The following is a 22243-nucleotide window of genomic DNA, read 5'->3' on the forward strand; positions in this document are numbered from 1 at the left end:
CGTACGGCGCCCCGTGCTACGTGATCGAGACGCGGAACAGCTTGTCCGAGCCGTCGGGTTCGTTCCCCTTGTTGTCGCAGTTGGTGGTGGAGAGCCAGAGCTGGTCCTGGCCGGGCACCTCGGTGACGGTGCGCAGCCTGCCGTACGTACCGACGTAGTACGCGCTCGGTGTGCCCAGCTCCTCGGTGTCACCGGTGATCGGCACCCGCCACAGCCGTTCGCCCTTCAGCGCGGCCATGTAGATGACGTTGCGGACGATGGCGATCCCGCTGGGCGAGGCCTCGGAGATGTTCCAGGTCTTCTTCGGGTTGGTCATGCCGGTGGTGGTGCAGGTGCCCTCGCAGACGGGCCAGCCGTAGTTCTTGCCCGGCTTGATCAGGTTGAGCTCGTCCTTCTTGCTGTCGCCGAACTCCGCCTCCCACAGACGGCCGTTGCGGTCGAAGGCGAGGCCCTGCGGATTGCGGTGTCCGTAGCTGTAGACGTAGTTGCCGAACGGGTTGCCGGGGGCGGCCTTGCCGTCCGTGGTCATCCGCAGGATCTTGCCGTTCAGCGAGTTCTTGTCCTGGGCCAGGTCGGGTGTCTGCGCCTCACCGGTCGACGCGTACAGATAGCCGTCGGGGCCGAAGGCGAGCCGTCCGCCGTTGTGGTACCTGCTCTTCTTGATCCCCTGGAGCAGGACCTTGTACCCGCTGAGCGAGCTGCCGTCGTAGGTCATCCGGGCGACGCGGTTGCCCTCGGCGGCGGTGTGCATGAAGTACACGTAGTGGTTGGCGGACCACTTCGGGTCGACGGCGACGCCGAGCAGTCCGCCCTCGCCGTCGGTGGTGACCGCCTCGGGTACGGTGCCGACCTGGGTCCGGGTGCCGTCTGGGGTGGCCTTGAGGACCTTGAAGCTGTCCCGTTCGGTCACCAGCGCGGTCTTGCCGTCGGGCATCCAGTGGATGCCCCAGGGGATGGACCAGCCGCTGGAGACGGTGGTGATGCCGGAGGGCACCCCGCCGTCGGTGGCGCAGGCCGGGGTGGTGAAGGCGACCGTGTTGCTCGGCGGTGAGGCGTTGCCCGCCGCGTCCTTGGCGACGACGTCCAGGCTGTACGGGCTGGCGCAGGCGAGCCCGGTGAGCGTGGTCGTGGTGGCGGGCGGTGTGCCGGTCACGGTCTTGTAGACGGTGCTGCCGCTGCGTACCTCGTAGGCGGTGACGGCCTTGTCGTCCGTCGACGCTCCCCAGCTCAGGGCGACGCTGTTCACGGTGAGGCCCGAGGCGGACAGGGTGCCAGGTGCCGAGGGTGCGGTGGTGTCGTCGCTCTTCGGGGTGGTGCAGTCCACGACGGGGCTGACCGACGACACGTTGCCGGCCGCGTCACGCGCGAACAGTGTGAGGTTGTACGTGGTGTCGGCGCTGAGCCCGGTCAGGCTCTTCGTGGTGGCGGTGCCCGGTGCCTCGCCGAACTTGTTGCCGTGTTCGTAGATGTCGTACGCGACGACACCCACGTCGTCCGTGGCGGCTCCCCAGGTGAGGGTGAGGCTGTTCTCGGTGATGTCCGAGCAGCTGGGCGCCGTGGGTGCGGTGGGTGCCTCGGTGTCCGACGGGGTGACCGTGACGTCCAGGTAGTCGAGGTTGGGCAGCCCGTTGGCGGTCGTGGACGTCAGCCGGATCTTGTTGCTGCCCGCCTTGAGAGGGGTGTTCAGGGTGGAGGTGGCCCAGGTGTTCCAGTCGGTGGTGGCGTTGAAGGCGCGGGCCGCCGAGACGACCGTGCCGCCCACGGCTACATCGGCGGGCCGGGCGTCCGCGGTGCCGTTGGAGTAGCGGACGGCGATCTTGCCGGTGCCGGCTGAGGCCGCGGTGACGGTGAACTCCACATAGCTGCCGACGACGTTGTCGCCGTTGACGAATCCGGTGCCCGAGTAGCCGGAGTGGTTGGACTCGGCGGCGCCCTCGACGATCGTCGCGGACTCCGCCTCGTACCGGGTGGCGGCCGCGGCGGCCTGCTGCGGAACCGCCTGCACCAGGGCTGTGCAGAGCAGTACGGCCGTGAGGGCGGCCGCTGCTCGTCGTGACGTGGTGAGCGTCGCTATCTGCATCCGAACCTCCCTACGGGACCCAGTAGTTGCCGGATGCCACGATCATCGACTGGAGCTGGACGCTGCCGCCGTAGTAGAGATCCGGGTCGATCGAGGTGGCGGCGAGCTTGCTCCAGAGCGCGTCGAGCCAGGCCTGGGAGCCGGAGTCGGTCAGCGCGGTCACGACGAACGGGGCGGTGAACGCCATGTCGTTGCCGCTGTCGAACACCGAACCGTTGAGGTGGTAGCCGCTGGCGATCTTGTCCGGGTTCCCGCCCGTCTTGGCCTTGATCCAGGAGTTGAGCTTGCGGGCCGAGGCGAGCGAGGCGCTGTCCCCGCTGGTGACGGCGTCGGCGCCGATGCGCCACGGGTCGCGGCAGGCGTTCCAGGAGTAGTCGCCGTCGTTGGGGCCTTCCAGCACCTCGCCCGGTGCGGGCTTGGCGGTGGCTTGGGTGTTGACGACGAAGTCGGCCAACAGGCCGGTCGCGGCAGCGTACTTGGACTGCTGGGTGGTGATCAGGTCCTGGTGCGCGGTGCGCACGGTGTCCCAGGTGCTGTCACCGGTGGCGGACTTGAATGCGCGGAAGTGGTCGATCATCCAGTCCGAGGAGCGGGTCATCCAGTAGTGGGACTCCCCCGAGTCCGACCAGTCACCGAGCAGCATCAGGTGCGTGGTAGGGTTGACCTCGCTCTTCTTGATGGCGTTGATGTGTTTGACCGCGAGGCCCTTGTAGTCGTACGTGCCGGTGGATCCCCACTGCTTGTCGGCGAGGAGCAGCCCGTAGGCGACGTCGAGGTCCCCGTCGGTCGCCGAGTCGGAGCCGTCGACGCTCTTGCAGGAGGCGTTCTGTTCGGCGGCGAGGAGGTTGGCGTTGTTCACCGAGGGGTGCGCGAGCATGTACTTCACCATGCCGTCGAAGACGGTCCTCGCCTCCGGGTCGGCGCCCGCCATCGTCGCGGTGACGACCATCCCGTAGCCCTGGGCCTCGGCGACGTAGGGGTGGTCGGCGTCCGGCGAGATGACCTCGTACCAGCCGTTTCCGCAGTTCTTCTTCACGAACGCGGACTTCCAGGCGTTGTACGTCTTGATCACGGCCTGGTCGAGCGACGTCTGCGTGCCCGATGGTTTCAGCATCCCTGTGGCGTAAGGGAGCCGGTGGCTGCCGAAGGGCACTGCGGGGGCGTCGGCGGCGGTGGCCTTCGGAAGATGGCCCAGCAGGGGCAGGAGCAGACAGCTGAGGCCTGTGAGGGCGGCGACCAAGCGGCGTGGGGGTGCGGCAGGGTGCACGGGTGATCCCTTCCGGTTCGGTGTTAGGAAAGGTTCCTAACCGACACTGCATAGGATTCCCTGCGAAGCTTTCTGTCAATGCCCCGCGTGGGCCCAAATCTCCTGCGGGGCAATCCGGTTGGACCGGGCACGGGCGGGCCCTGCGGCCGGAACGGGCCGGTCAGAGCAGTTGGTAGCCGCGCATTCGGGTGAGCAGGAGATGGGTGTCCTGCAAGGATCCCGAGGTGTCGCCGAGCGACCGGTAGATGCCCCATTTGGGCCGTACCCGGTCGGCGAGGAGCGTGTCGACGCCGGACTTCGACCTGTCGATGACCGTGGTCGCCCCGTCCTTGAGGATCCAGCGGACCGAGCCCGCCGCCCCGTCACCGATCGTGATCCGGAAGTCGACGTCGATCCACTTGTCCTGGAGCGGCACGAGGTCGGTGCGGCCGACGAGGATGTCGGCGACGGTCAGCTTCAGCTCGATGGTCTGCACGCCGTTCACCCGGCGCAGGGACTGCACGACGATCGGCGAGGTGCCGGTGCCCGGCTGCTTCATCTGCATGATGTGGGTGAAGCTGGTGGTGGCCTTCAGCGAGCCGGGGATGCACATGCGGTAAGTGACCCTCCAGGTCTCCCCGGGGAGCCACTTGAGGTACGAACTCCCGCCGGTGCGCAGTCCGGTCACCTCCTGGCGCTGACGGTCCGTCGAGGTGTCGCGGTCGACGGTGTGCATGTTGAACCGGAAGTTGTCGCCCTCGGTGAGGATGTGCGGCTGCCCGGCCGGATGGGAGTCGGCCCGGTCGTCCTCGACGGTCTCGAAGGCGCCGAGACCGCCGCTGCTCGCCGAGGGCGACCAGCGCAGTTTCCAGCTCGCCGCGTGCGCGGTGGCGGAAAGCCCGGCGGTGGCGGCGACGGCGCCGCCGACGGCCGCGCCGAGCAGGGCTCGCCTGGAAGGGTTCGTCACTTCGACCTCGCTCGGAGTCGTTCGTTCGGGATCTCGGAGTCGTCGCAGGATCTCGGAGGTACCGCAGGATCTCGGAGGTGCCGCGTTCACAGGAGTGTCCGTTGTTCAGTGACGTGCTCAAGCGTTGCGTGCCGGCGGGTCCCGGTCAATGGCCCGCACGGAAGAGGCCGGAGCGACAGCAGGGCGCCGAAGGGGCGATGACGCGGGCCGCGGAAGTCCGGGCGGCGGGGGAATGCCTGGCGGCCGGTGATCGTTGAGCAAGGGAGTACCAACCGACGACGTAAGGATCGACCGCACGTGAGCCAGGTCCCCTCCATCACTCTCAACAATGGCGTCGAGATGCCGCAGCTCGGTTTCGGTGTCTGGCAGGTGCCGGACGACGAGGCCACGAAGGCGGTCACCACCGCCATCGAGTCCGGGTACCGGAGCATCGACACCGCCGCGATCTACGAGAACGAGCGGGGCACCGGTCGGGCGATCGCGGCCTCCGGCGTCGCACGCGAAGAGCTGTTCGTCACCACGAAGCTGTGGAACAGCGAGCAGGGCCACGACTCGACCCTGCGCGCCTTCGACGCCTCGCTCGACAAGCTGGGGCTGGACTACGTGGATCTGTACCTGATCCACTGGCCGGTGCCGGCCAAGGACGCGTACGTCGACACGTACAAGGCGTTCGAGCGGATCCACGCCGACGGACGTGCGAAGGCCATCGGTGTCTCGAACTTCCTTCCCGAGCACCTGGAGCGGCTGCTCGGCGAGACGTCCGTGGTCCCGGTGATCAACCAGATCGAGCTCCACCCGCAGCTCCAGCAGGCCGAGTCGCGCGCCTTCCACGCCAAGCACGCCATCGTGACCGAGGCGTGGTCGCCGCTGGGCCAGGGCAAGGGCCTCCTGGAGGTCCCGACGGTCGTCGCGATCGCCCGGAAACACGACCGCACGCCCGCCCAGGTGGTGCTCCGCTGGCACCTCCAGACCGGCAATGTGGTGATCCCGAAGTCCGTGACGCCGTCCCGGATCGCGGAGAACATCGATGTGTTCGGCTTCGAGCTGGACGCCGACGACCTGGCCGCGTTCGCCGCACTGGACGAGGGCAAGCGCCTCGGCCCGAACCCCGGCGAGTTCAACGTCGCCTGAACCACCGGCGAAACGAACCGCCGCCCGGCTGCCGAGCCGGGCGGCGGTCCGCCACTGGACAGCCCTGGGACCGAAGGGACCGGAACATGAGCGGGGACACCGCGCCCGCCGTCGCGGCGGGCCGCTACCTGCTGCGCAATGTGGCCAGCGGGCTGCTGCTGGAGGTGCGCGGCTCCGCCAAGGGCGGCGGCGCCCCGGTCCAGCAGGGCTCGGAGAGCGGTTCGGCGGCCCAGCAGTGGCAGCTCTCGCCCGTGCACGAGGGCGCCGCGCTCCACTATCTGGTCAATGTCCACAGCGGAAAGCGTCTGGATGTCGCCAACGCCTCCACCGAGAACGGCGCCGTGATCCAGCAGTGGCGGGCCAACAACTACGGCGCCCAGGAATGGCTGATCGAGCGGCATCTGGAGGCGCCGGGGGTGGTGACCCTGGTCAGCTTCATCAGCGGGCTCGTCCTCGAAGTGGCCGACGGCAGCAAGGCCGACGGCGCGCGTGTCCAGCAGTGGGAGGACACCGACTCCCCCGGCCAGTGGTGGCGGTTGGAGCCGGTGCGGGACGCCACCGGCGCATAGGCCGGATACAGGCCCGCACGGGGACATGTGCGGCTGTGCGTAGTGCGGACCGCCGTTCCGGCGGCCCTTCGGGGCCGTCCCGCCCCGGGCCGTCACTCGCCTGGGTCAAGACGACCCGCCGACCCCCTGGCGGCTGGGACGTGGGCGGCGTCTGCCGCGCCGACGCCACGTTCTGCCGCCCGGTCGCCGGGCCCTGCCAAGGGCCGTACCGGTCGGCTGGCAGAGCCTCGCCGTCCGGCTTTAATATGGCCTGGCAGGTGTTCGAACCTGTGGTGGTCGTTCAGGTGAGGCTATCCGACCGGGTCGCCCCGGTCGGATAGCCTGAATGGAGCCCCGGCCCGATTACGGCGGGCCGGGGTTCTACGTCACCTGAGTGACTCGGTTTTACCAGTCCCTGCCACCGCGGTCGTCGTCGTAGTGACGCTCGATCACCCGGAAGCTGCCCACGACGCCGTTCTTGACCCACACACCGCCCTCGACGTGGCCCGGGTGCACCCCGTTGCTGTCGCTGTGCGGTCCGACGGTGGCGATGGGGGCGCCGTTGTCGCAGGTGACCCCGCGGAAGACCTCGACGGTGTGGCGGCTGTCGTTGCGGATGTTGAGGGTCTTGGAGCCGAGGCCGCTGACCACGGTCACGCAGCCGCCGCGCTCGTCACTGTACGTCCGCTCGTTGATGTGGATGCGGCCCTCGTAGTGGTCCCGGCCCCCACCGTAGCCGCCGCCGCCGCCACCACCACCTCGCTCGTTGCCACCCTTGCCCTCGTTGCCCTTGCCGACGTCGCCGCCGCCGAGAGCCGAAACGGGAGCAGCCTGCTGGACGGCCGGGGCAGCCGCCTGAGCCGGCTCGGAGGTGGCAGCCGAAGCGTAGGTGATGCCGGTGGCGGCCAGGGCCGCGGCGGCCGCTACGGCAGCCGTAACGATCGTGGAACGCGTAATCATTTCGCTTCTCCTGTCTCAGAGAGACCGACCGATGCGGTCGATCTGCGGATGAAATTACTGACGATCCGAATACGTGTCATTTCAGACACGTCGAAGGTCGGCGCCCGAGCGCCAGTCGGGTTACACGAAATACGCGATATGCGATTTTCACATCATTAGATGAGTTCCAACTGCCCCTGTTCGCAGTTCGGTTGACTCGCCATTAGGCTGCACAGGGGACTTTCTGATGCCCACTCACCCTGGCGGCAGTGTGTCTTGCCTTGACACGGGCCGGGCAAGACACTGGTGCCGCAAAAGCCCAGGTCAGCCATCCAGCCAGCGCCTGAGGTCCTCGGTGTGCTCACCGACACGCGGCGGCCGCCGTTCGTAGCGCGGCGGGGTGCGGGACAGCCCGATGGGGTTGGCCACCAGGCGCATGGGGTCGTCGGGGTCCGCGTCGGCCGGTGTGACCTGCGGCGACAGGCCCAGGCGCTCGGCGAGATCGAAGGCGCCCGCGAGGTCGTTGACCGGGCCGCAGGGCACCCCGAGCGGGGTGAGCGTGGCGAACCACTCGGCCGCGGTGCGCGCTGCGAGCCGCGTGGATACCTCCTCGGCCAGCGCGTCGACGTGTGCCACCCGGTCCGCGTTCGAGACGAACCGGGGATCGGTGGCCAGCTCCTCGGCACCCAGGCCCCGGCACAGTGCCTGGAACTGCCGGTCGTTCCCGACGGCGACGACCAGCGGCCGGTCCGCCGCCCGGTAGACCTCGTACGGGGCGATGGACGGGTGACGGTTGCCGAGGATGCCCGGCACCTGACCGGCCAGGGTGTAGCCACCCGCCTGGTTCACCATGCTCGACAGCAGCGAGGACAGCAGATCGACCTCGACGTGCTGACCCTCACCGGTCGCGTCGCGGTGGCGCAGCGCCGCCATGACGCCCACGGCCGCGTGCAGTCCGGTGAGCACGTCGACGAGCGCCACACCCGTCTTGACGGGCTGTCCCGGCGCGGGACCGGTGACGCTCATCAGCCCGCCGACCGCTTGCAGCAGCAAGTCGTAGCCGGGCAGCCCGGCGCCTTCGCCGGATCCGAATCCGGTCACCGAGCAGTAGACGATGCCGGGGTTGAGCGCCTCGGCCTGCGCGTAGGAGAGTCCGTACTTGTCCATCGTGCCGGGACGGAAGTTCTCGAAGAGCACATCGGCCCGGCGCACCAGCGCATGGGCGTCGCGGCGCCCTTCCGGTGTGCCGAGATCGATGGCGAAGGACCGTTTGTTGCGGTTCACGGACAGGAAGTACGTCGACTCCCCATGGGCGTGGGGCGGCCCCCAGGCCCGGGTGTCGTCGCCCGCGCCGGGACGCTCCACCTTGATGACGTCGGCGCCGAGGTCGGCGAGGAGCATCGTGGCGTACGGAGCGGCCAGCACCCGCCCGAAGTCGGCGACCACGACACCCGAAAGGGGGCCGGGAACGGGCGTTCTCACCGGGCGACCGTCCGGAATGCGCGTCTGCGACGGGGCGGCCGCCGGGGTCGCTCCGGTGTCCGGGGTGGCTGGGGTGTTCTGCATTCGGCTCCCTCTCGACAAGGCCTGTCACGCGCCGGGCCGCTGACGGCCGCGCTCGCGAAGCCTCATCCTGGGCATGCCGCACACCCCGTGCCAGTGGACGAGATGTCCTGTCCGGACCCCGCGTACCACTCCAATCCGTCGATGGGCCGTGGGCCGGGGATCCGGTCGGCGTCAGCTCCGGCGGCCCAGGTGCACGGTCCGCGCCGAGAGCAGGAAGACATCGGGGCGCCGACGCAGTCCGGCCGGGTCCTCGGGGTCGAGCAGCCGGTCGAGTACGGCGATGTCCTCGGCCGAGAGGTCGTCCTCGAACATCTCGCGGCGACGGGTGAGTTCGGCGACGACATGGTCGCGGGCCCGGTCGGGGAGCGGTGCCGGAAGGTCGAGCAGGAAGCTGCGGGTGCCCTGCGGCTCCAGCCCCACGGCGGTGAACAGGGCGCTCCAGTCCTCGGTCTCCCGCTTGGTGCCGGGCAGTGCGGCCCGCATGTTCTCGAACCGGTCCGCGTTGATCGCTTCGAGCCTGGCCTCCAGACCGGGCCGCCCCATGCCGATGTCGCGCGGGAGGCGGCGGGGCTGCAGACCGCCCTCGGCCAGGGCGACCGTTCCGCCGGGGCGCAGCAGTGCGGCGAATCCGGCGAGGACGGCGCGTTGGTCTCCCATGTGGTGCAGGGCGTTGCCGACCCAGATGAGGTCCGCCTCGCCGAGCCCTTCGAGGTCGTCGGGGATGTCGGCGTGCCGGGTGCCGACCCGGTCGCCGAGGCCGAGCCGTTCGGCGCGGGCGCGGGTGCGTTCCAGGAGTGCCGCGGTGCCGTCGACGGCGACGACCTCCGCCTCGGGGAACACCTCGGCGAGCAGGCAGGCGATGACGCCCGGTCCGCTGCCGATGTCGAGCACCCTGCGCACCTTCGGTGCCGTGGGAAGCCCGGCGATCCAGCGGGCGGCCTCCTCGTACTGCGGCCGGCTGATCTCGGCCTCCTGCTCCAGCATCGGCCCCATGACGTCCCAGTCGAGGTCGCCGTGGTCGTGGTGGTCTCCCTGCGGAGCGCCGTGGCGGTGGCCGTGGGAGGCGTGCTGGTGATGGCCGTGACCGGTGGGCTGACTCGCGTGATCGGTGTGCTGACTCATGGGGACAGCCTCACCCCGGGCCGGATCGCCTGGCAAGTTTCGTTGCCGGTTCAGCAAGTCGCATGCATGACGCGTCACGGCTCTCCCGCGCAACACCTCCTTCACGCGTCATTCGCCTCGGGGGCCAGGCCCCCCCCGAGGCGCGACGGCCTTTCGGCCGAGGAGAGGTTTCCCCTGATGGGCGGGGCAGGAGGCGACGGCCGGCTCACCCACCCGCTGCGCCGGCTCGTGCTCGTGTTCTTCCCCGACGACAAGCAGTCGCCCGATCCGCTCGTGCTCGACGTGGACCGTGTGGAGGTGGCCGGCGACGGCGGGCCGGTGGCCGGCTGGAGCCGGGCCGGCGCACTGGAACTGACCAGCGGCGCGGACCGGGTCCTCATCGACGGTCGCGGCCTGCTGCTCGACTGGACGTCCGGCGGCCGGGTCCAGTCCCCCGGTGTGTTGCCGCTCACCGTGTACTACGACAACGGCACCGGCGCCTTCTCCGACGAGGCCACGGCCGGCCGATCGCGCACCTCGTGACCGACGCCGACGGCAGTGTGTGGCTCACCCCCGGCCCCGGCGGTGCCACCGGGTGGGTCACGGTCCGCGCGGTCGTCACCCGGGACGATATACCGGCATACAGCGGCGTGCGGCTGGTCGAGCTCACCGACGGGTGACCGGGCGCGGACCAGGGTCTGTCAGTCGCCGTTTCGGACAGACCTCCACCGAATGGACACCGGCATATTGCCGGTGGGCCCCCTGGCCCATAACTTGCGTTTATGGAGCTGGAGTTGCGCCATCTGCGAACCGTACGTGCCATCGCCGACACCGGCAGCCTGACCAAGGCGGCCGCGGCCCTCGGGCTCGCCCAGCCCGCGCTGAGCGCACAGTTGCGGAGGATCGAGAAGGCGCTCGGCGGCCCGCTCTTCGACCGGGACCACACCGGCGCCCGGCCCACGCTCCTGGGCGAGCTGGTGCTGGAACGGGCCCGGGTGGTGCTGCCCGCCGTGAGCGAACTCCAGGAGGAGGCGGTGCGGTTCGCCAACGCCTGGGGAACCATGGAGCGCTTCCGGCTGGGCGGCACGCACGGACCGCTGCTCGGCGGCCTGGTGGACCGGCTGGTCGCCGCGCACCCGGCCGCGCCCGTGTCGACGTACACCTCCTGGTCGGTCGGCGAGATCGCCTCCCAACTCATCGACGGCAGGCTCGACTTCGCGCTCATCGGGACCTGCGGGGAGAGCCCGCCGCCGGCGCACGACCGGTTGACCTGGCAGGTCATCGGCATCGACCCGGTCTTCGTGATGCTGCCGGACACCCATCGGCTGGCCGGTGAGCAGGAGCTCAGCCTCTCCGCCCTTGCGGACGAGTGCTGGGTGGACGTGCCGGGCGAGGGCTGCTTCGCCGACTGTTTCGTCAGCGCCTGCGCGCGGGCCGGGTTCAGTCCGGTCTCGGTGTACGAGACGGACACGGCGTCCGTCGTCCACCTCGTGCAGGTGGGCCGGGCGGTCGGGCTGTGCCGGGCGACGTTCCCACCGACGCCCGGGGTGGTGACACGGCCGATCACCGGCTCGCCGCTCAGCTGGCGCCATCTGCTGGGCTGGCATCCTCGGTCGGCGGCGGCCGACGCGGCGGCGGGCGCGGTGAACGGGCACACCCGGGCGGCGTACGCGGAGGCGGTGAAGCGCAGCGAGAGCTGCACGCGCTGGCTCGCCGCGCACCCACGGTTCGGCGCGGCGATGTGACGGCGGGCCGGGTGCCGCGGGCCGCCGCGGCTACCGCACCCCGTGCCCGTCGGCGATCGCCGCTACCCGCGCGGCCAGCTTCAGATCGGATTCGGTGACCACACCGCCCGCGTCGTGCGTGTTCACGGAGAGGGAGACGGTGTTGTAGCCGAGGGTCAGATCGGAGTGGTGGTTCATCTCGTCCTGGATCGCGGCGACGTGCGCGGTAAGCCCGAGGGCGGCGAAGTGGCTGTGGAGCCGGTAGGTGCAGGTGATCCGGTCCCCTTCCAGCGACCAGCCGGGCAGTTCACCCAGTCGGTCCTCGATCTCCTGCTGCGACAGCGGTGCGGCGGGCATACGGCGACTCCTCATCGACGATCGGTGCCGGTCGGCGGTGCCGGTGACGTTACGGTCTCGGTATGACGACTGTGGCGATTGACACGGGGGTAGGGCCGCTGCTGCGCAGTTGGCGGGAGCAGCGCCGGATCAGCCAACTGGAGCTGGCGCTCCGTGCCGATTCCTCGGCCCGGCACATCTCCTTCATCGAGACGGGCCGTTCCCGCCCCAGCGAGGAGATGATCCTGCGGCTGGCCGAGCATCTCGACATCCCGGTCAGGGAGCGCAACGCCCTTCTGCTGGTGGGTGGTTACGCGCCCCGCTACGCACAGACCGCGTTCGACGACCCGGCTCTGGACGCGCTGCGCGAGGGGATGGACCGGCTGCTCCAGGCATACGAACCGTATCCGGCGCTGGTCGTCGACGGTACGTACGACGTGGTGGCGGCCAATCGGGGTATGGCGATGCTGATGGACCCGGTGGCCGAGCACCTGCTCGTACCGCCGCTGAACGCCATGCGGCTCACCCTGCACCCGGAGGGTCTGGCCCCGCGCATCCTCAATCTGCGGGAATGGCGGGCCGATCTGCTGTCCCAGATGGAACGTCAGATCGCCCTGGCCCGTTCGGCGCAGCTGCGTGAGCTGTACGAGGAGGTCGCGGGCTATCCCGTACCGGAGAGCACCGGCTCCACCGGCTACGTGCCCGCTCCGTCGCTGCCCTTCGCGCTGCCGTTGCTGATCGAGCACGACGGCGAAGTGCTCTCCTTCGTCTGCTCCATCGCGACGTTCAACACACCGATGGATGTGACGGTGGCCGAGCTGGCGATCGAAACGTTCCTGCCCGCCGACCGGGCCACCGCCGACCACCTGCGCTCGCTCACTTCCTGACGACCGGAGCGGTCCACGGTGCCCCGGAGCGCGCCGGCGCGATCGCGGCGACGGTCACGCAGGCCAGGACGGCCACGGCGAGCAGCAGCGGAAGTCTCGGGTGTCCGTGCAGTACGGCCGCGGCGCCGGCGACCGCACCGAGCATCATCGCGGCGGCCGAGAGGACCCGCCGTCCCGCCCGGCTGCCGCCTCCGCCGGCGAACCGGCTGTCGGAGAGGATGCCGGTGATGGTCAGGGTCAGCACGGTCGTGGTGAGATCGGGTACCGCCAGCGCCCTGGAGACCGCGTTCTGCACGCCGAGTCCCAGACCGAGCAGCACGACGAGCGCGAAGCGGACCCCGCCGGTGAAGGGGTGGCCGGAGGCCACGGTGACGATCAGTGCGGCCAGGACGCAGGCGGTCTCCACGAGGAGCGCGTACAGCAGCATCCGGCCGCGGTGCGTCAGGGTGCGGTGCACGATCAGGCCGCCGAGCAGTGCACCGACCGCGAACGCGGCGAGCGCGACGAGCGACGCGGCGAGCGAGAACCCCGGTGCTCCGGCGATGGCGAAACCGGAGAAGACCACGTTCCCGGTCATGTTGGCCACGAACACCCGGCCCAGTTCCAGATAGCTGACGGCGTCGACCAGGCCGGTGACGACGGTCAGGGCGAGCATCAGGGGCGGCAGCGGTCCATGACGGTCGTTCAGGTCCGGAACGACGGTGGACCATGCCTCACGCAGCAGGCCGGGCACGGGCACACTCCGATCACTGGGGCGACTGCTCGGAATTCTCCGCCCCGGCCCCGTGGAACACCACGACCGGCACAGGTGCGCCGCCCGGCCCGGCAGGCGGGGCGGCGCACCTGTTGCTAGACGCGTGCTCCGTTGTCGAGCGGGTCGCGACGCGCCGTTCTCGTGCCGGAGCGGCGGCCTGGGGCCCGCTTCCGGGCGGGCGGCGGTGCCTTGCTGCTCCGTTCCAGGACCAGGGCGGCCGGGACGGCGGTCATCACCGAGGAGTACGTGCCGACGCAGATGCCGATCAGCAGGGCGAGCGCGAAGTCGGCCAGCGAGTCACCGCCCAGTACGGCAAGTGCGGTGAGGATGAAGAGGGCCCCCATTCCGGTGTTGAGCGTTCTCGGGACGGTCTGGAGGACGGCCCGGTTGGCGACCTCGGCGACGGGTGCGCGGCGGGCCTTCGCCCACAGTTCCCGCACCCGGTCGAAGACCACCACCGAGTCGTTGACGGAGTACCCGATGACGGTGAGGAGCGCCGCCAGGAAGATGCCGTCGACGGTGCGCCCCAGCCAGGCGAAGGCGCCGACCAGGATGATGACGTCGTGGACCAGCGCCGCGACCGAGCCCACCGCGAACGTCCAGCGGAATCTGATCGCCAGATACGCCAGCTGGACGAGGACGGCGATGCCGAGCGCGATCAGGGCGTTGCGCCGCAGTTCGTCGCCGAGGCTGGGGCCGATGAGTTCGTCGCGGACCTTGGTGGTCTTGCCGCCCTCTTCCTCAAGGGCGGCGCGCAGGGCGTGTTCGCCGTCGTTGTCGAGTTTCCCGGTCCGTACGGAGATGTCGCCCGCGCCCGCCGTGGTGACCTCGGCGTCGCCGAAGCCGGCGCCGGCCAGTGCGGTGCGGGCCTGCTCCACGTCGACGGGCCGGCTCGTCGAGTACTCGACGAGCCGGCCGCCGGTGAATTCGACGCCCAGGTTGACGCCGCGTACGAAGATGCCGATGACGGCGACGACGACCAGTGCCGAGGAGATCAGCAGCCAGCGGCGCGGGGACCGCATCAGCTGGGGGTCGCGGCGGTTCAGCCAGGTGCGCACCCGGCCGGGGCCGGAGATGCCGTTGACGCCCCGGTAGTCGCCGACGAACCGGGAGCCGGCGGCGATCTCGGTGAGTGCGCGGGCGATGACGAGCGCGGAGAACATGGAGGCCAGCACGCCGATGGCGAGGGTGACTCCGAAGCCCTTCACCGGTCCCGAGCCGAGGAAGAAGAGCAGCCCGGCCGCGATCAGCGTCGTCACGTTGGAGTCGGCGACGGCGCTCCAGGCGCCACGGAAACCGGCGGTCAGCGAGGAGCGCAGCGAGCGGCCCGGGTGCTGGGTGTGTTCCTCCCTGGCCCGCTCGAAGACCAGCACATTGGCGTCGACCGCCATCCCGATGGCCAGGACGAATCCGGCAAGGCCCGGAAGGGTGAGGGTGACGCCGAGGGCCACCAGGGCCGCGTAGGAGATCAGTCCGTAGGCGCCGAGTGCGACGGCGGCCAGTGCGCCGAAGAGCCGGTACACGATGGTGATGAAGAGCGCGGTGGCGGCGGCGCCGATGAGGGCGGCCCGTGCGCTGGCGTCGATGGCGGCGGCGCCGAGCGTCGGGCCGACGGTCCGCTGCTCGACGATCTCGACGGGGAGCGGCAGGGCACCGCCCTTGATCAGCAGCGCCAGTTCGCGGGCCTCGTCCGCGCTGAACGATCCGGTGATCTGGGTGGATCCGGAGGGCAGTCCGGCGTTGCAGGCGACGGAGGGCGAGACCTGCGGCGAGGAGATGATCTGCTCGTCGAGGACGATGGCGACGCGGCGCCGGTCGTCCTGGACCGGGTGGCAGGCGGCTTCGCCGGTCAGCCGGGTCCAGTCCCGGCCCGCGTCCTTGTGGAAGTCGAGGGAGACGGTCCAGCCCGCGCCCTGCTGGGCGTCGAAGGCGGCGGTGGCGTCCTTGACACCCGCGCCGGAGAGCCTGGCCGGGCCGAGGTCGAGGGCGCGGCCCTGCTCGTCGGGGAGCGTCGGCCCGTCGCCGGACTTCTCGCCGCTCGGCGTGCCGGGCGCGCCGGGCTTCTTCTCGGTCGGTGTGCCCTGCCCCTGGACCGCGTGGAAGCTGAGCTGGGCGGTTCTGCCGATGACCTCGGCGGCCTTGCGGGGGTCCTGGACGTCCGGGAGTTCGACGATGATCCGGTCCTCGCCGGAGCGGGTCAGCGTGGGTTCGGCGACGCCGAGGGAGTCGATGCGCTGGCGAAGTACCTCCAGGGTGCGGTCGGTGCTGTCCCGGTCCGCCTTCGCGGTGTCCGAGTCCTTGGCCTGGAGCACCATTCTGGTGCCGCCCTGAAGATCGAGGCCGAGTCTGGGTGACATGGTCAGCGTGATGAGCACGGAGACGAGCAGTACGGCCGCAGCCAGAACCGCTCGCACCGTGGTGGCGCGAGTCATGGGTTTCCTCCGAGGGGGCGCCGGGCGCCCTCACCTCGGCGAGGACGGGACGGCGGTTCAGCGGGACGGGACCGGTGGCAGGACCGGTGGCCGGTGAACGGCCGTCCACGGAGGCCCGCGTACGCCGGGGAGCGTGACACGGGAGCGGTCGGTGGCATGTGGGGGCGCGGCGGGGGCCGGGCGGTGGGCGCGGAGCGGTGCTCGGACGCCGTAGGCGCCGGGGAGCAGGAGGTCGGGGCCGGGCGGCGGGAGGTGGTGTGCGGTGCGGGCCTGGTCGCTGCCTGCCCGGGGCTGGGGCCGGGGTTCGGGCGGCGGCTGGGAGCGGTGGTGGTCGGTCGCCGTGGCCGTGCGGCTGCGCCGGGTGTCGTGGACGGTGCCGGCCGCGCCGGTGCCGGTGCGGGCGGTCCGGTCGGTGTGCTGGGTGGGCTGATGGGCGCCGGGCGTGTACGCGGCGGAGGGCGGCACCCCCGCGAACGGCCGGGCGGGGAGTGCGGATCCGGCGGCTGCGGGGGTGCCGACGACGACAGTGAGGACTGAGAGCAGGAGGGCGGCGAGGAGCAGCCGGGCCGTCTGCGCGGTGCCGAGGCGTGCCGGGGCGCCCGGCCGTGCCCTCGGGCCTGTCCGGCGGATCAGGGTCGGGCATGCCCTCGGGGGCACACTCCCCGGGGGCGGCCCAGGGAGGGGGGTCACCCGGTTCGGCCGGTCAGGGCCGGTGCCGCGCCGGCCTGGCGGAGTACGGAGCTGAGTACCAGACCCGCTCCGCGTACGACCGCGGTCGCCGGGTCGTCGGCGAGACGGACCGGTACGCCGAGGCGGACCGCGATCCGGTTGGTGATGTCGGGCCGGGCGGCCCCGCCCCCGGCGAGCAACGGGCCCTTGCGCAGAGCCCCGAGGACGGCGCCGTGCCGGTCCTGCTTCCACATCTCCATGACCATGTCCAGGACGGTGCGGACGACCGCGGTGGGCGGCTGTGCCGGGTCGAGGTCGTCCAGCCCGGTCTCGGCCTGGCGGGCGTCGCGGACCTGTCCGTCGACGAGCACGGTCGCCTCGGTCAGCCCGGCGCCGATGTCGACGACGAGCAGCGGCCCGCCGGTCCGTGGTCCGGCGCATGCGGCGGCGGCCCGCGCGCTGTCCAGGGCGATGACGGTCGTCGGCCCCAGGGCCGCGATCAGTTCCGCCGCCTCGGCGCGGTGCCGTGCGCCGGCGAGGACGGGGTGGCTGACCACGATCACGGAGCCGGTGCGGTCCGTGCCCAGTGCCGTGTCGGCGATACGGCCGAGCAGCCGGCCGCAGGACTCGGGGTCGACGATGCGCCCCCGCCGGACCGGGCTGCCGTGCCCCGACTCCGTACCGGAGCCGTCGCGGACGTCGGTGTCGGCCAGGACGCCGTGTCCGGGCACCCAGACGCGGGTGCGGGAGCTGCCGAGATCGAGGGCGAGGCCACGGGTGACACCCCGGTGGCCCCGGCGGGCGGACGGGACGGGACGCCGCCCGTCGTGCAGAGAACGCATCGCCTCTCCTCCGCCACCCTGGCACCACAGCCACGCAGACCATCCATGGACCCGCTGATAGCGAGGCATGGCCGAGCCCTCACTATGCAATAGGGAGGCAAAGAAAGCCACTCCCCAGCAAAATCCAAGGGCCGGAGTCTGTCGTGTGTCACACCTCCGACGGCAGGAAGACGGCGACCAGTTCGGCGAACTCGTCCGGCGCGGCGATTCGGACACCGAGGTCCTCGGCCTTGGTGCGCTTGGATCCGGCCTTCTCCCCGGCGACCAGGAGCGAGGTGCGCTTGGAGACGCTGGACGAGGACTTCCCGCCGGCCCGCTCGATCAGCTCGTTCATCTCGTTGCGGGAGAGCTTCTCCAGCGCGCCGGTCATGGCCCCGGTGACCACCACGGTCATCCCCGCCAGCGGTAGACCCGTGCCCTCCCCGTCCCCGGCGGCGTCCGCTTCCGCGCTCTCCTCCCCCGGCGCGGGCGGCGGCGTCGCGCCGGGCTCCGTCATGTTGACCCCGGCGGCCACCAGCTTCTCGATCAGCGGGGCCAGCTCCACCAGCTCCGCGACGACGCCCGCGGCCTTCTCCTTGCCGATGCCGTCGACCCGCTGGAGCTCTTCGGCATCGGCCGCCCTGATCCGGTCCATGTCCGCGAAGTACCGCGCGATGCGCCGCGACATGGAGCGCCCGGTGCCACGGACGCCCAGCGCGCAGAAGACCCGGGAGAGCGGCTGGGTACGGGCCGTCTCGATGGCGGCCAGGAGGTTGTCGGTGCTGGTCTCGCCCATCCGTTCCAGGCCCAGCAGCTGTTCGCGGTCGAGTGTGAACAGGTCGGCGAAGTCGGCCACCAGACCGGCGTCGACGAGCTGGACGACGCGGGTCGCGCCGAGGCCCTCGATGTCGAGCTGGTCGCGGCCCGCCGCGTACGAGACGGAGGCGACGAGTCGGCAGTCGCGGCCCCGGACACAACGCCAGCGCTGCTCGCTGGTGTCTATCTCGGAGCCGCACTGCGGGCACGACTCGGGGAATTCGATGGGCTTCTCGTCGCCGGTGCGCAGATGGGCGACGGGGGCCTCGATCCGGGGGATGATGTCGCCCGCCTTGTAGACCATCACCCGGTCGCCCAGGCGCAGATCGCGGCGGGTGATGTCGGCGGGGTTGTGCAGCGTGGCGTAGCTGACGGTCGAGCCGTCGATCTCGACCGGCTCCAGCACGGCGCGCGGCGCGATGATGCCGGTCCGGCCCACGTTCCACTCGACGGCCAGGAGCCGGGTGACCTTCTCGACGGCCGGGAGCTTGTACGCGATGGCCCAGCGCGGCGCCCTGCTCCCGGATCCGGCCTCGCGCTGGTCGGCGGCGAGATCGGCCTTGATGACGATGCCGTCGATGCCGAACGGCAACGAGGCGCGCAGGGCCGCGACTTCCTCGACCCGGCTCTGCACCTCCTCGACGGTGGTGACGGTGCGCGGCGCCACGTCCGTGTCCGCCGCGGTGTGCACGCCGAGCCGGGCGGCGTGGGCGAGGACCTCGCTGTGCGGGAGTTCGGCGAGGGTCTCGGTGAGCTCGCCGGAGTCGGGCAGCGGCAGGGCACCGTAGGCGAAGAACGTCATCTCCACCGTGTACGCGCGGTCCTTGGCCCTCAGGGTGCCCGCCGCGCCGTTCCTCGGGTTGGCGAAGGGGGCGCCGCCGTGTTCGGTGCGCACGGCGTTGGCCCGCTCGAACTGCTCGGTCGTCATGAGGATCTCGCCGCGCATCTCGATCGTCACCGGTTCGGCGAGCCGCTCGGGCAGGCCCACCACGGTGCCGATCGCATGCGAGACGTCCTCGCCCGCGGTGCCGTCGCCCCGGGTGATCAGCTGCTCCAGGCGGCCCGCCCGGTAGCGCGCCGCGACTGCCAGTCCGTCGAGCTTCGGCTCCACGCTCCAGGCGGCGACGGGGCGGCCTATCCGGCGCTCCAGCGACGCCGTCCAGGTGACGAACTGTTCGGCCGAGAAGACGTTGTCCAGGGACAGCATCGGAACGGTGTGCGGCACGTCCCCGGTCGCGGCGCCACCCGCCACCTTGCCGGTCGGGGAGGCGTCCAGCACCTCCTGGGGGTGCTCCTGCTCGTACGCGGCGATCCCCTGCACCAGCCGGTCGTAGGCGTCGTCGTCGAGCGTGCTCTCGCCCGTGGCGTAGTACGCGGCGGCGGCCCGCGAGGCCTCCTCGACGGCGGCGGCGTAGGCGGCGGTGTCGGCGAGCACAACAGCTGAGTTCGTCATGGCCCCCATCCTGCCGCCCACCACTGACAACGCCCCTCAGCCCGCCGCCTGAGCCGTTCCGTCCTCCTCGTCGGCGCCCTCCACCTCGCCCGGCGCGGCCAGCGGGATCTGCGGCCCCGAACACTCCCGGAGCCAGCGCCGCAGCACCTCGTGCACCTGTTCGGCGCCGACCAGTTCCGTGTCCGGTGCCACCGGCGCGGAGAGGTCGGCCGGCCACAGCAGGAAGGGCCTGGACTGCTCGCCGCCCAGGCCGCCGTGCGAGCCGATCTGCTCCTCGAAGGCGTGCACGCAGCCCGTGGCGCCGTCGTACATCGAGTTGACCATGATGTCGGCGACGTGCGGGAAGGTGTCGGTCCGCCGCACCGCAGCGGCCGCCCCGGGACCGAACGGGGCCAGCGGCCCTTCCCCGTCCACCAGCTCCGACACCGGGATCTGTGCCCCGCCGCGGCCCAGCACCACCGATCCGTGCCGCTCGCTGCGGACCAGCAGGAAGCCGATGCCGGGGTGGTTGGCGAGGGTGCCGAGCAGGGCGGGGTGGCTGCGGTCGAGCTGTTCGCGCGAGGCGCGTCCCGCGATGTCGGGGAAGGAGATCAGGCCGAGGTTCCCGGAGGCGAGGACCACGGGGTCGTGCGGCCTGGCGAGAGGTTCCGCCGCGCCCTCGCCGACCGGCCGGTGCAGGGCGATCCGTACCGCGTCCCGCGCCTCCGAGCCGCTGCGGGTGCGCTGCGCCCGCCGGGACACGGGCAGCCCGCAGCCGGCCCGCACCAGGTCCTTGAGGGTCAGCCCGTACGCCCCCGCGAAGGTCTCCCCCGGGCTCTGTCCGTGGTCGGAGAGCAGCACGATCCGGTACGTGCGCGGGGTGTGTTCGGCGACCTTGACGATCAGGGCGAGCGAGCGGTCCAGGCGCGCGAGCACCTTCGCCGCGTCGCGGCTGTTCGGTCCGGAGTGGTGCGCCACCTCGTCGTAGGCGACCAGGTCGGCGTAGACGGCGGTCCGGCCGGCGAACATGTCCCCGATGACGGCGGAGACCACCACATCGCGCTCGACGACGGTCGCGAAGGCCCGGATGAAGGGGTACAGCCCGCCGCGCTTGATCCGGGGCGCCACCTTCCGCATCCGCGCCCGGGTCGACTGGCCGACCTCGCGGCAGACCTCGGCGACGAACGACAGTGCGGTGCGCACCGCGTTGGCGGGGTCGGAGAAGTACGCGAAGTACCCTGCCCGTGAGCGGCGGCCCTTGCCGAACCGGGCCGCCATGGACAGCACGAGCGCCAGCTGGTCGGCGCCGCCGCTGAAGAGGTTGCCGCGGCTGGCGCCGTCCACGGTGAGCAGCCCTCCGTCGTGGGTGCGCGCGATGGCCCTGCGCTGGAGTTCGAGGGCGCTCGCGGGTCTGCTGGAGACCATGACGTCGCCGGTCTCCTTCTCGTACCAGCGGAAGGCGGGGACGTCGTGGTTGCTGCCGTGCAGGATGCCGAGCTGGCTGGCCCCGGTCTGGCTGGACCAGTCGGTGCGCCAAGGGGTGAGCCGGTGCCCCTCCTTGTCGGCCAGCCAGTGCGCGACGGTCGGCATCAGCCCTTCCTCGGCGGCGCGGGCGAGCGCGTCGTGGCCGACTCCGTCGAGCTGGATGAAGACGGTGCCCGGCGGTCCGCTGCGCCCGCTGTCCGTGCCGGTGCGGCGCCGGCGGCGGACGGCCAGCCGGGAGAGCCTGCGCCGGTAGGCGTTGTCGTCGCGGACGGCGAGCGCCGTGGAGGTCGCCGAGGCGACGGCGGACATCACGGCCGCGACGACGACGGCCGTCTCCGGGTTGGCGGCGCCGCGCCCGTCCGGGATGAGCCGCAGGGCGAGCAGCAGCAGCGAGCCGTTCAGGAAGAAGACGAGCAGCCCGAGGACCAGCGCGGGCACGATGAGCAGCGCCCTGACCACGACCGGCCAGACCAGTGCGGAGAGCAGACCGAACGCTCCGGCGCCCCAGGCGGCGGTGAACGCGATCTTGGTTATGCTGTCGCCGTCTTCCGACTGGAGTTGGAAGTCCGGCAGAATCCCGGCGAGCGCCAGCATCGTGAGCGTCGATACCGCCCACACCACGACCACTCGCATCAGGGCGTTGCCGGCTGCTCGCCATCGCCCGTCACCCACGCCGTTTCCACCTCACGTCCGGCCCCCGCCGTTCCGGGCCTCGGCCCCCAGCTTTTCACAGCGGGGCCGCGGGCCACGGCGGCCGGCGGGTCAGCGGCCGTCGTAGCCGGCGGTCGGCATGGAGAGCCTGCGGTGCACGCTCGCCTTCGTACGGGCGTTGTACGGCGGCTCGTCGAGTCCGGCGAGCTCCAGGCGTACGCCGCGCCGCTCGCACTCCGCGGCGAACTCCGGCACCGAGGTGAGTGCGCGCGCCAGCACGCGGTCGTTGGCGGCGACGAACAGTTCGACGTCGCCGCTCTCGACGTCGGTCCACAGGGCGTGGTGGTCGGGGCGCAGTCCGTAGAGCCGCAGCTGCCGGGTGACGACGTAGCCCTTGTCCGCGGCCCAGCGGGCGCACATGTCCTGCTGACCGCGGGTGTCCACGAGGAACGGGTCGCTGTCGAGCTCCTCCAGCGGTGTGAGGCTGGCGATGGCCGCCACCCGTACGTCCGTCACGTCCCCCATGGGCGTTCCCCCCGTGCTTGGCGTACGGGCGACCCTACCCCTCCTGCTCCCGTGCAAAAAGGCGTATGCCGGGGCGGAGGAACTACGTGTCGGCACACAATGCGCCCCCGGGCGCCGGGGGCGCATGTGCGGG

Annotated in this window: 20 protein-coding genes; 6 read left to right on the forward strand and 14 right to left on the reverse strand. The window is 71.3% G+C overall.

Features of this window, described 5'->3' with window-relative positions:
- Window positions 1-16: 16 nt before the first annotated feature.
- From OG842_RS06415 to OG842_RS06425, 3 genes are all read right to left on the reverse strand, one after another.
- Window positions 17-2080, reverse strand: a complete 2064-nt coding sequence (locus OG842_RS06415) for a PQQ-dependent sugar dehydrogenase (protein WP_328512111.1) — start codon at window positions 2078-2080, stop codon at window positions 17-19.
- Between the two features lie 10 nt (window positions 2081-2090).
- The gene (locus tag OG842_RS06420; protein ID WP_328512112.1) at window positions 2091-3194 is read right to left on the reverse strand and encodes a glycosyl hydrolase family 8; all 1104 of its coding nucleotides are present in this window, start codon (window positions 3192-3194) and stop codon (window positions 2091-2093) included.
- Window positions 3195-3507: 313 nt separating this feature from the next.
- The gene (locus tag OG842_RS06425) at window positions 3508-4293 is read right to left on the reverse strand and encodes a Tat pathway signal sequence domain protein (protein ID WP_328512113.1); all 786 of its coding nucleotides are present in this window, start codon (window positions 4291-4293) and stop codon (window positions 3508-3510) included.
- 297 nt (window positions 4294-4590) lie between these two features.
- Between OG842_RS06425 and OG842_RS06430 the strand changes: the two genes are divergently transcribed.
- Together OG842_RS06430 and OG842_RS06435 are read left to right on the forward strand one after the other, a co-directional pair.
- The gene (locus OG842_RS06430) at window positions 4591-5424 is read left to right on the forward strand and encodes an aldo/keto reductase (RefSeq protein WP_266728274.1); all 834 of its coding nucleotides are present in this window, start codon (window positions 4591-4593) and stop codon (window positions 5422-5424) included.
- 86 nt (window positions 5425-5510) lie between these two features.
- Window positions 5511-5993 (forward strand): RICIN domain-containing protein, encoded by a 483-nt coding sequence (locus OG842_RS06435; protein WP_328512114.1) that lies wholly within the window; start codon window positions 5511-5513, stop codon window positions 5991-5993.
- Window positions 5994-6377: 384 nt separating this feature from the next.
- Here OG842_RS06435 and OG842_RS06440 read toward each other — a convergent pair whose 3' ends face one another.
- The 3 genes from OG842_RS06440 to OG842_RS06450 all read right to left on the reverse strand — a co-directional run bounded on the left by OG842_RS06440 (window position 6378) and on the right by OG842_RS06450 (window position 9599).
- Window positions 6378-6932 (reverse strand): hypothetical protein, encoded by a 555-nt coding sequence (locus tag OG842_RS06440; protein ID WP_266728276.1) that lies wholly within the window; start codon window positions 6930-6932, stop codon window positions 6378-6380.
- Between the two features lie 303 nt (window positions 6933-7235).
- A complete protein-coding gene (locus OG842_RS06445; protein ID WP_266728277.1) occupies window positions 7236-8477 on the reverse strand; it encodes a CaiB/BaiF CoA transferase family protein in 1242 nt (413 codons plus the stop codon).
- A gap of 171 nt (window positions 8478-8648) precedes the next feature.
- Window positions 8649-9599: a class I SAM-dependent methyltransferase gene (locus OG842_RS06450; protein WP_266728278.1), complete on the reverse strand. Its 951-nt coding sequence runs from the start codon at window positions 9597-9599 to the stop codon at window positions 8649-8651.
- Window positions 9600-9776: 177 nt separating this feature from the next.
- Between OG842_RS06450 and OG842_RS06455 the strand changes: the two genes are divergently transcribed.
- The 3 genes from OG842_RS06455 to OG842_RS06465 all read left to right on the forward strand — a co-directional run bounded on the left by OG842_RS06455 (window position 9777) and on the right by OG842_RS06465 (window position 11323).
- Entirely contained in the window at window positions 9777-10121 is a 345-nt protein-coding gene (locus OG842_RS06455; protein ID WP_266728280.1) for a hypothetical protein, read from the forward strand.
- Window positions 10118-10258 (forward strand): hypothetical protein, encoded by a 141-nt coding sequence (locus OG842_RS06460; RefSeq protein WP_266728282.1) that lies wholly within the window; start codon window positions 10118-10120, stop codon window positions 10256-10258. The genes OG842_RS06455 and OG842_RS06460 overlap by 4 nt, the downstream gene beginning before the upstream one ends.
- Before the next feature lie 102 nt (window positions 10259-10360).
- Window positions 10361-11323, forward strand: a complete 963-nt coding sequence (locus OG842_RS06465; RefSeq protein WP_266728283.1) for a LysR family transcriptional regulator — start codon at window positions 10361-10363, stop codon at window positions 11321-11323.
- Between the two features lie 30 nt (window positions 11324-11353).
- On the opposite strand, the gene OG842_RS06470 is transcribed toward OG842_RS06465, so the two are convergent.
- Entirely contained in the window at window positions 11354-11659 is a 306-nt protein-coding gene (locus tag OG842_RS06470) for a 4a-hydroxytetrahydrobiopterin dehydratase (RefSeq protein ID WP_266728285.1), read from the reverse strand.
- A gap of 62 nt (window positions 11660-11721) precedes the next feature.
- Between OG842_RS06470 and OG842_RS06475 the strand changes: the two genes are divergently transcribed.
- The gene (locus OG842_RS06475; protein WP_266728287.1) at window positions 11722-12525 is read left to right on the forward strand and encodes a helix-turn-helix domain-containing protein; all 804 of its coding nucleotides are present in this window, start codon (window positions 11722-11724) and stop codon (window positions 12523-12525) included.
- Here OG842_RS06475 and OG842_RS06480 read toward each other — a convergent pair.
- From OG842_RS06480 to OG842_RS06510, 7 genes are all read right to left on the reverse strand, one after another.
- The gene (locus tag OG842_RS06480; protein ID WP_266728289.1) at window positions 12515-13258 is read right to left on the reverse strand and encodes a DUF1275 family protein; all 744 of its coding nucleotides are present in this window, start codon (window positions 13256-13258) and stop codon (window positions 12515-12517) included. The genes OG842_RS06475 and OG842_RS06480 overlap by 11 nt on opposite strands.
- A 116-nt stretch (window positions 13259-13374) precedes the next feature.
- Window positions 13375-15711, reverse strand: a complete 2337-nt coding sequence (gene secD, locus OG842_RS06485) for a protein translocase subunit SecD (RefSeq protein ID WP_266728291.1) — start codon at window positions 15709-15711, stop codon at window positions 13375-13377.
- Window positions 15712-15768: 57 nt separating this feature from the next.
- Entirely contained in the window at window positions 15769-16368 is a 600-nt protein-coding gene (locus OG842_RS06490; RefSeq protein WP_266728293.1) for a hypothetical protein, read from the reverse strand.
- Window positions 16369-16397: 29 nt separating this feature from the next.
- Window positions 16398-17222: a rod shape-determining protein gene (locus OG842_RS06495; RefSeq protein WP_266728295.1), complete on the reverse strand. Its 825-nt coding sequence runs from the start codon at window positions 17220-17222 to the stop codon at window positions 16398-16400.
- Between the two features lie 148 nt (window positions 17223-17370).
- Window positions 17371-19479: an NAD-dependent DNA ligase LigA gene (ligA, locus tag OG842_RS06500; protein ID WP_266728297.1), complete on the reverse strand. Its 2109-nt coding sequence runs from the start codon at window positions 19477-19479 to the stop codon at window positions 17371-17373.
- A 27-nt stretch (window positions 19480-19506) separates the two neighbouring features.
- Entirely contained in the window at window positions 19507-21606 is a 2100-nt protein-coding gene (locus OG842_RS06505; protein ID WP_266728299.1) for a phage holin family protein, read from the reverse strand.
- A 90-nt stretch (window positions 21607-21696) separates the two neighbouring features.
- Entirely contained in the window at window positions 21697-22110 is a 414-nt protein-coding gene (locus tag OG842_RS06510) for a hypothetical protein (protein ID WP_266728301.1), read from the reverse strand.
- Window positions 22111-22243: the final 133 nt, after the last annotated feature.

The organism is Streptomyces sp. NBC_00376 (genome assembly GCF_036077095.1).
Taxonomy (GTDB): domain Bacteria; phylum Actinomycetota; class Actinomycetes; order Streptomycetales; family Streptomycetaceae; genus Streptomyces.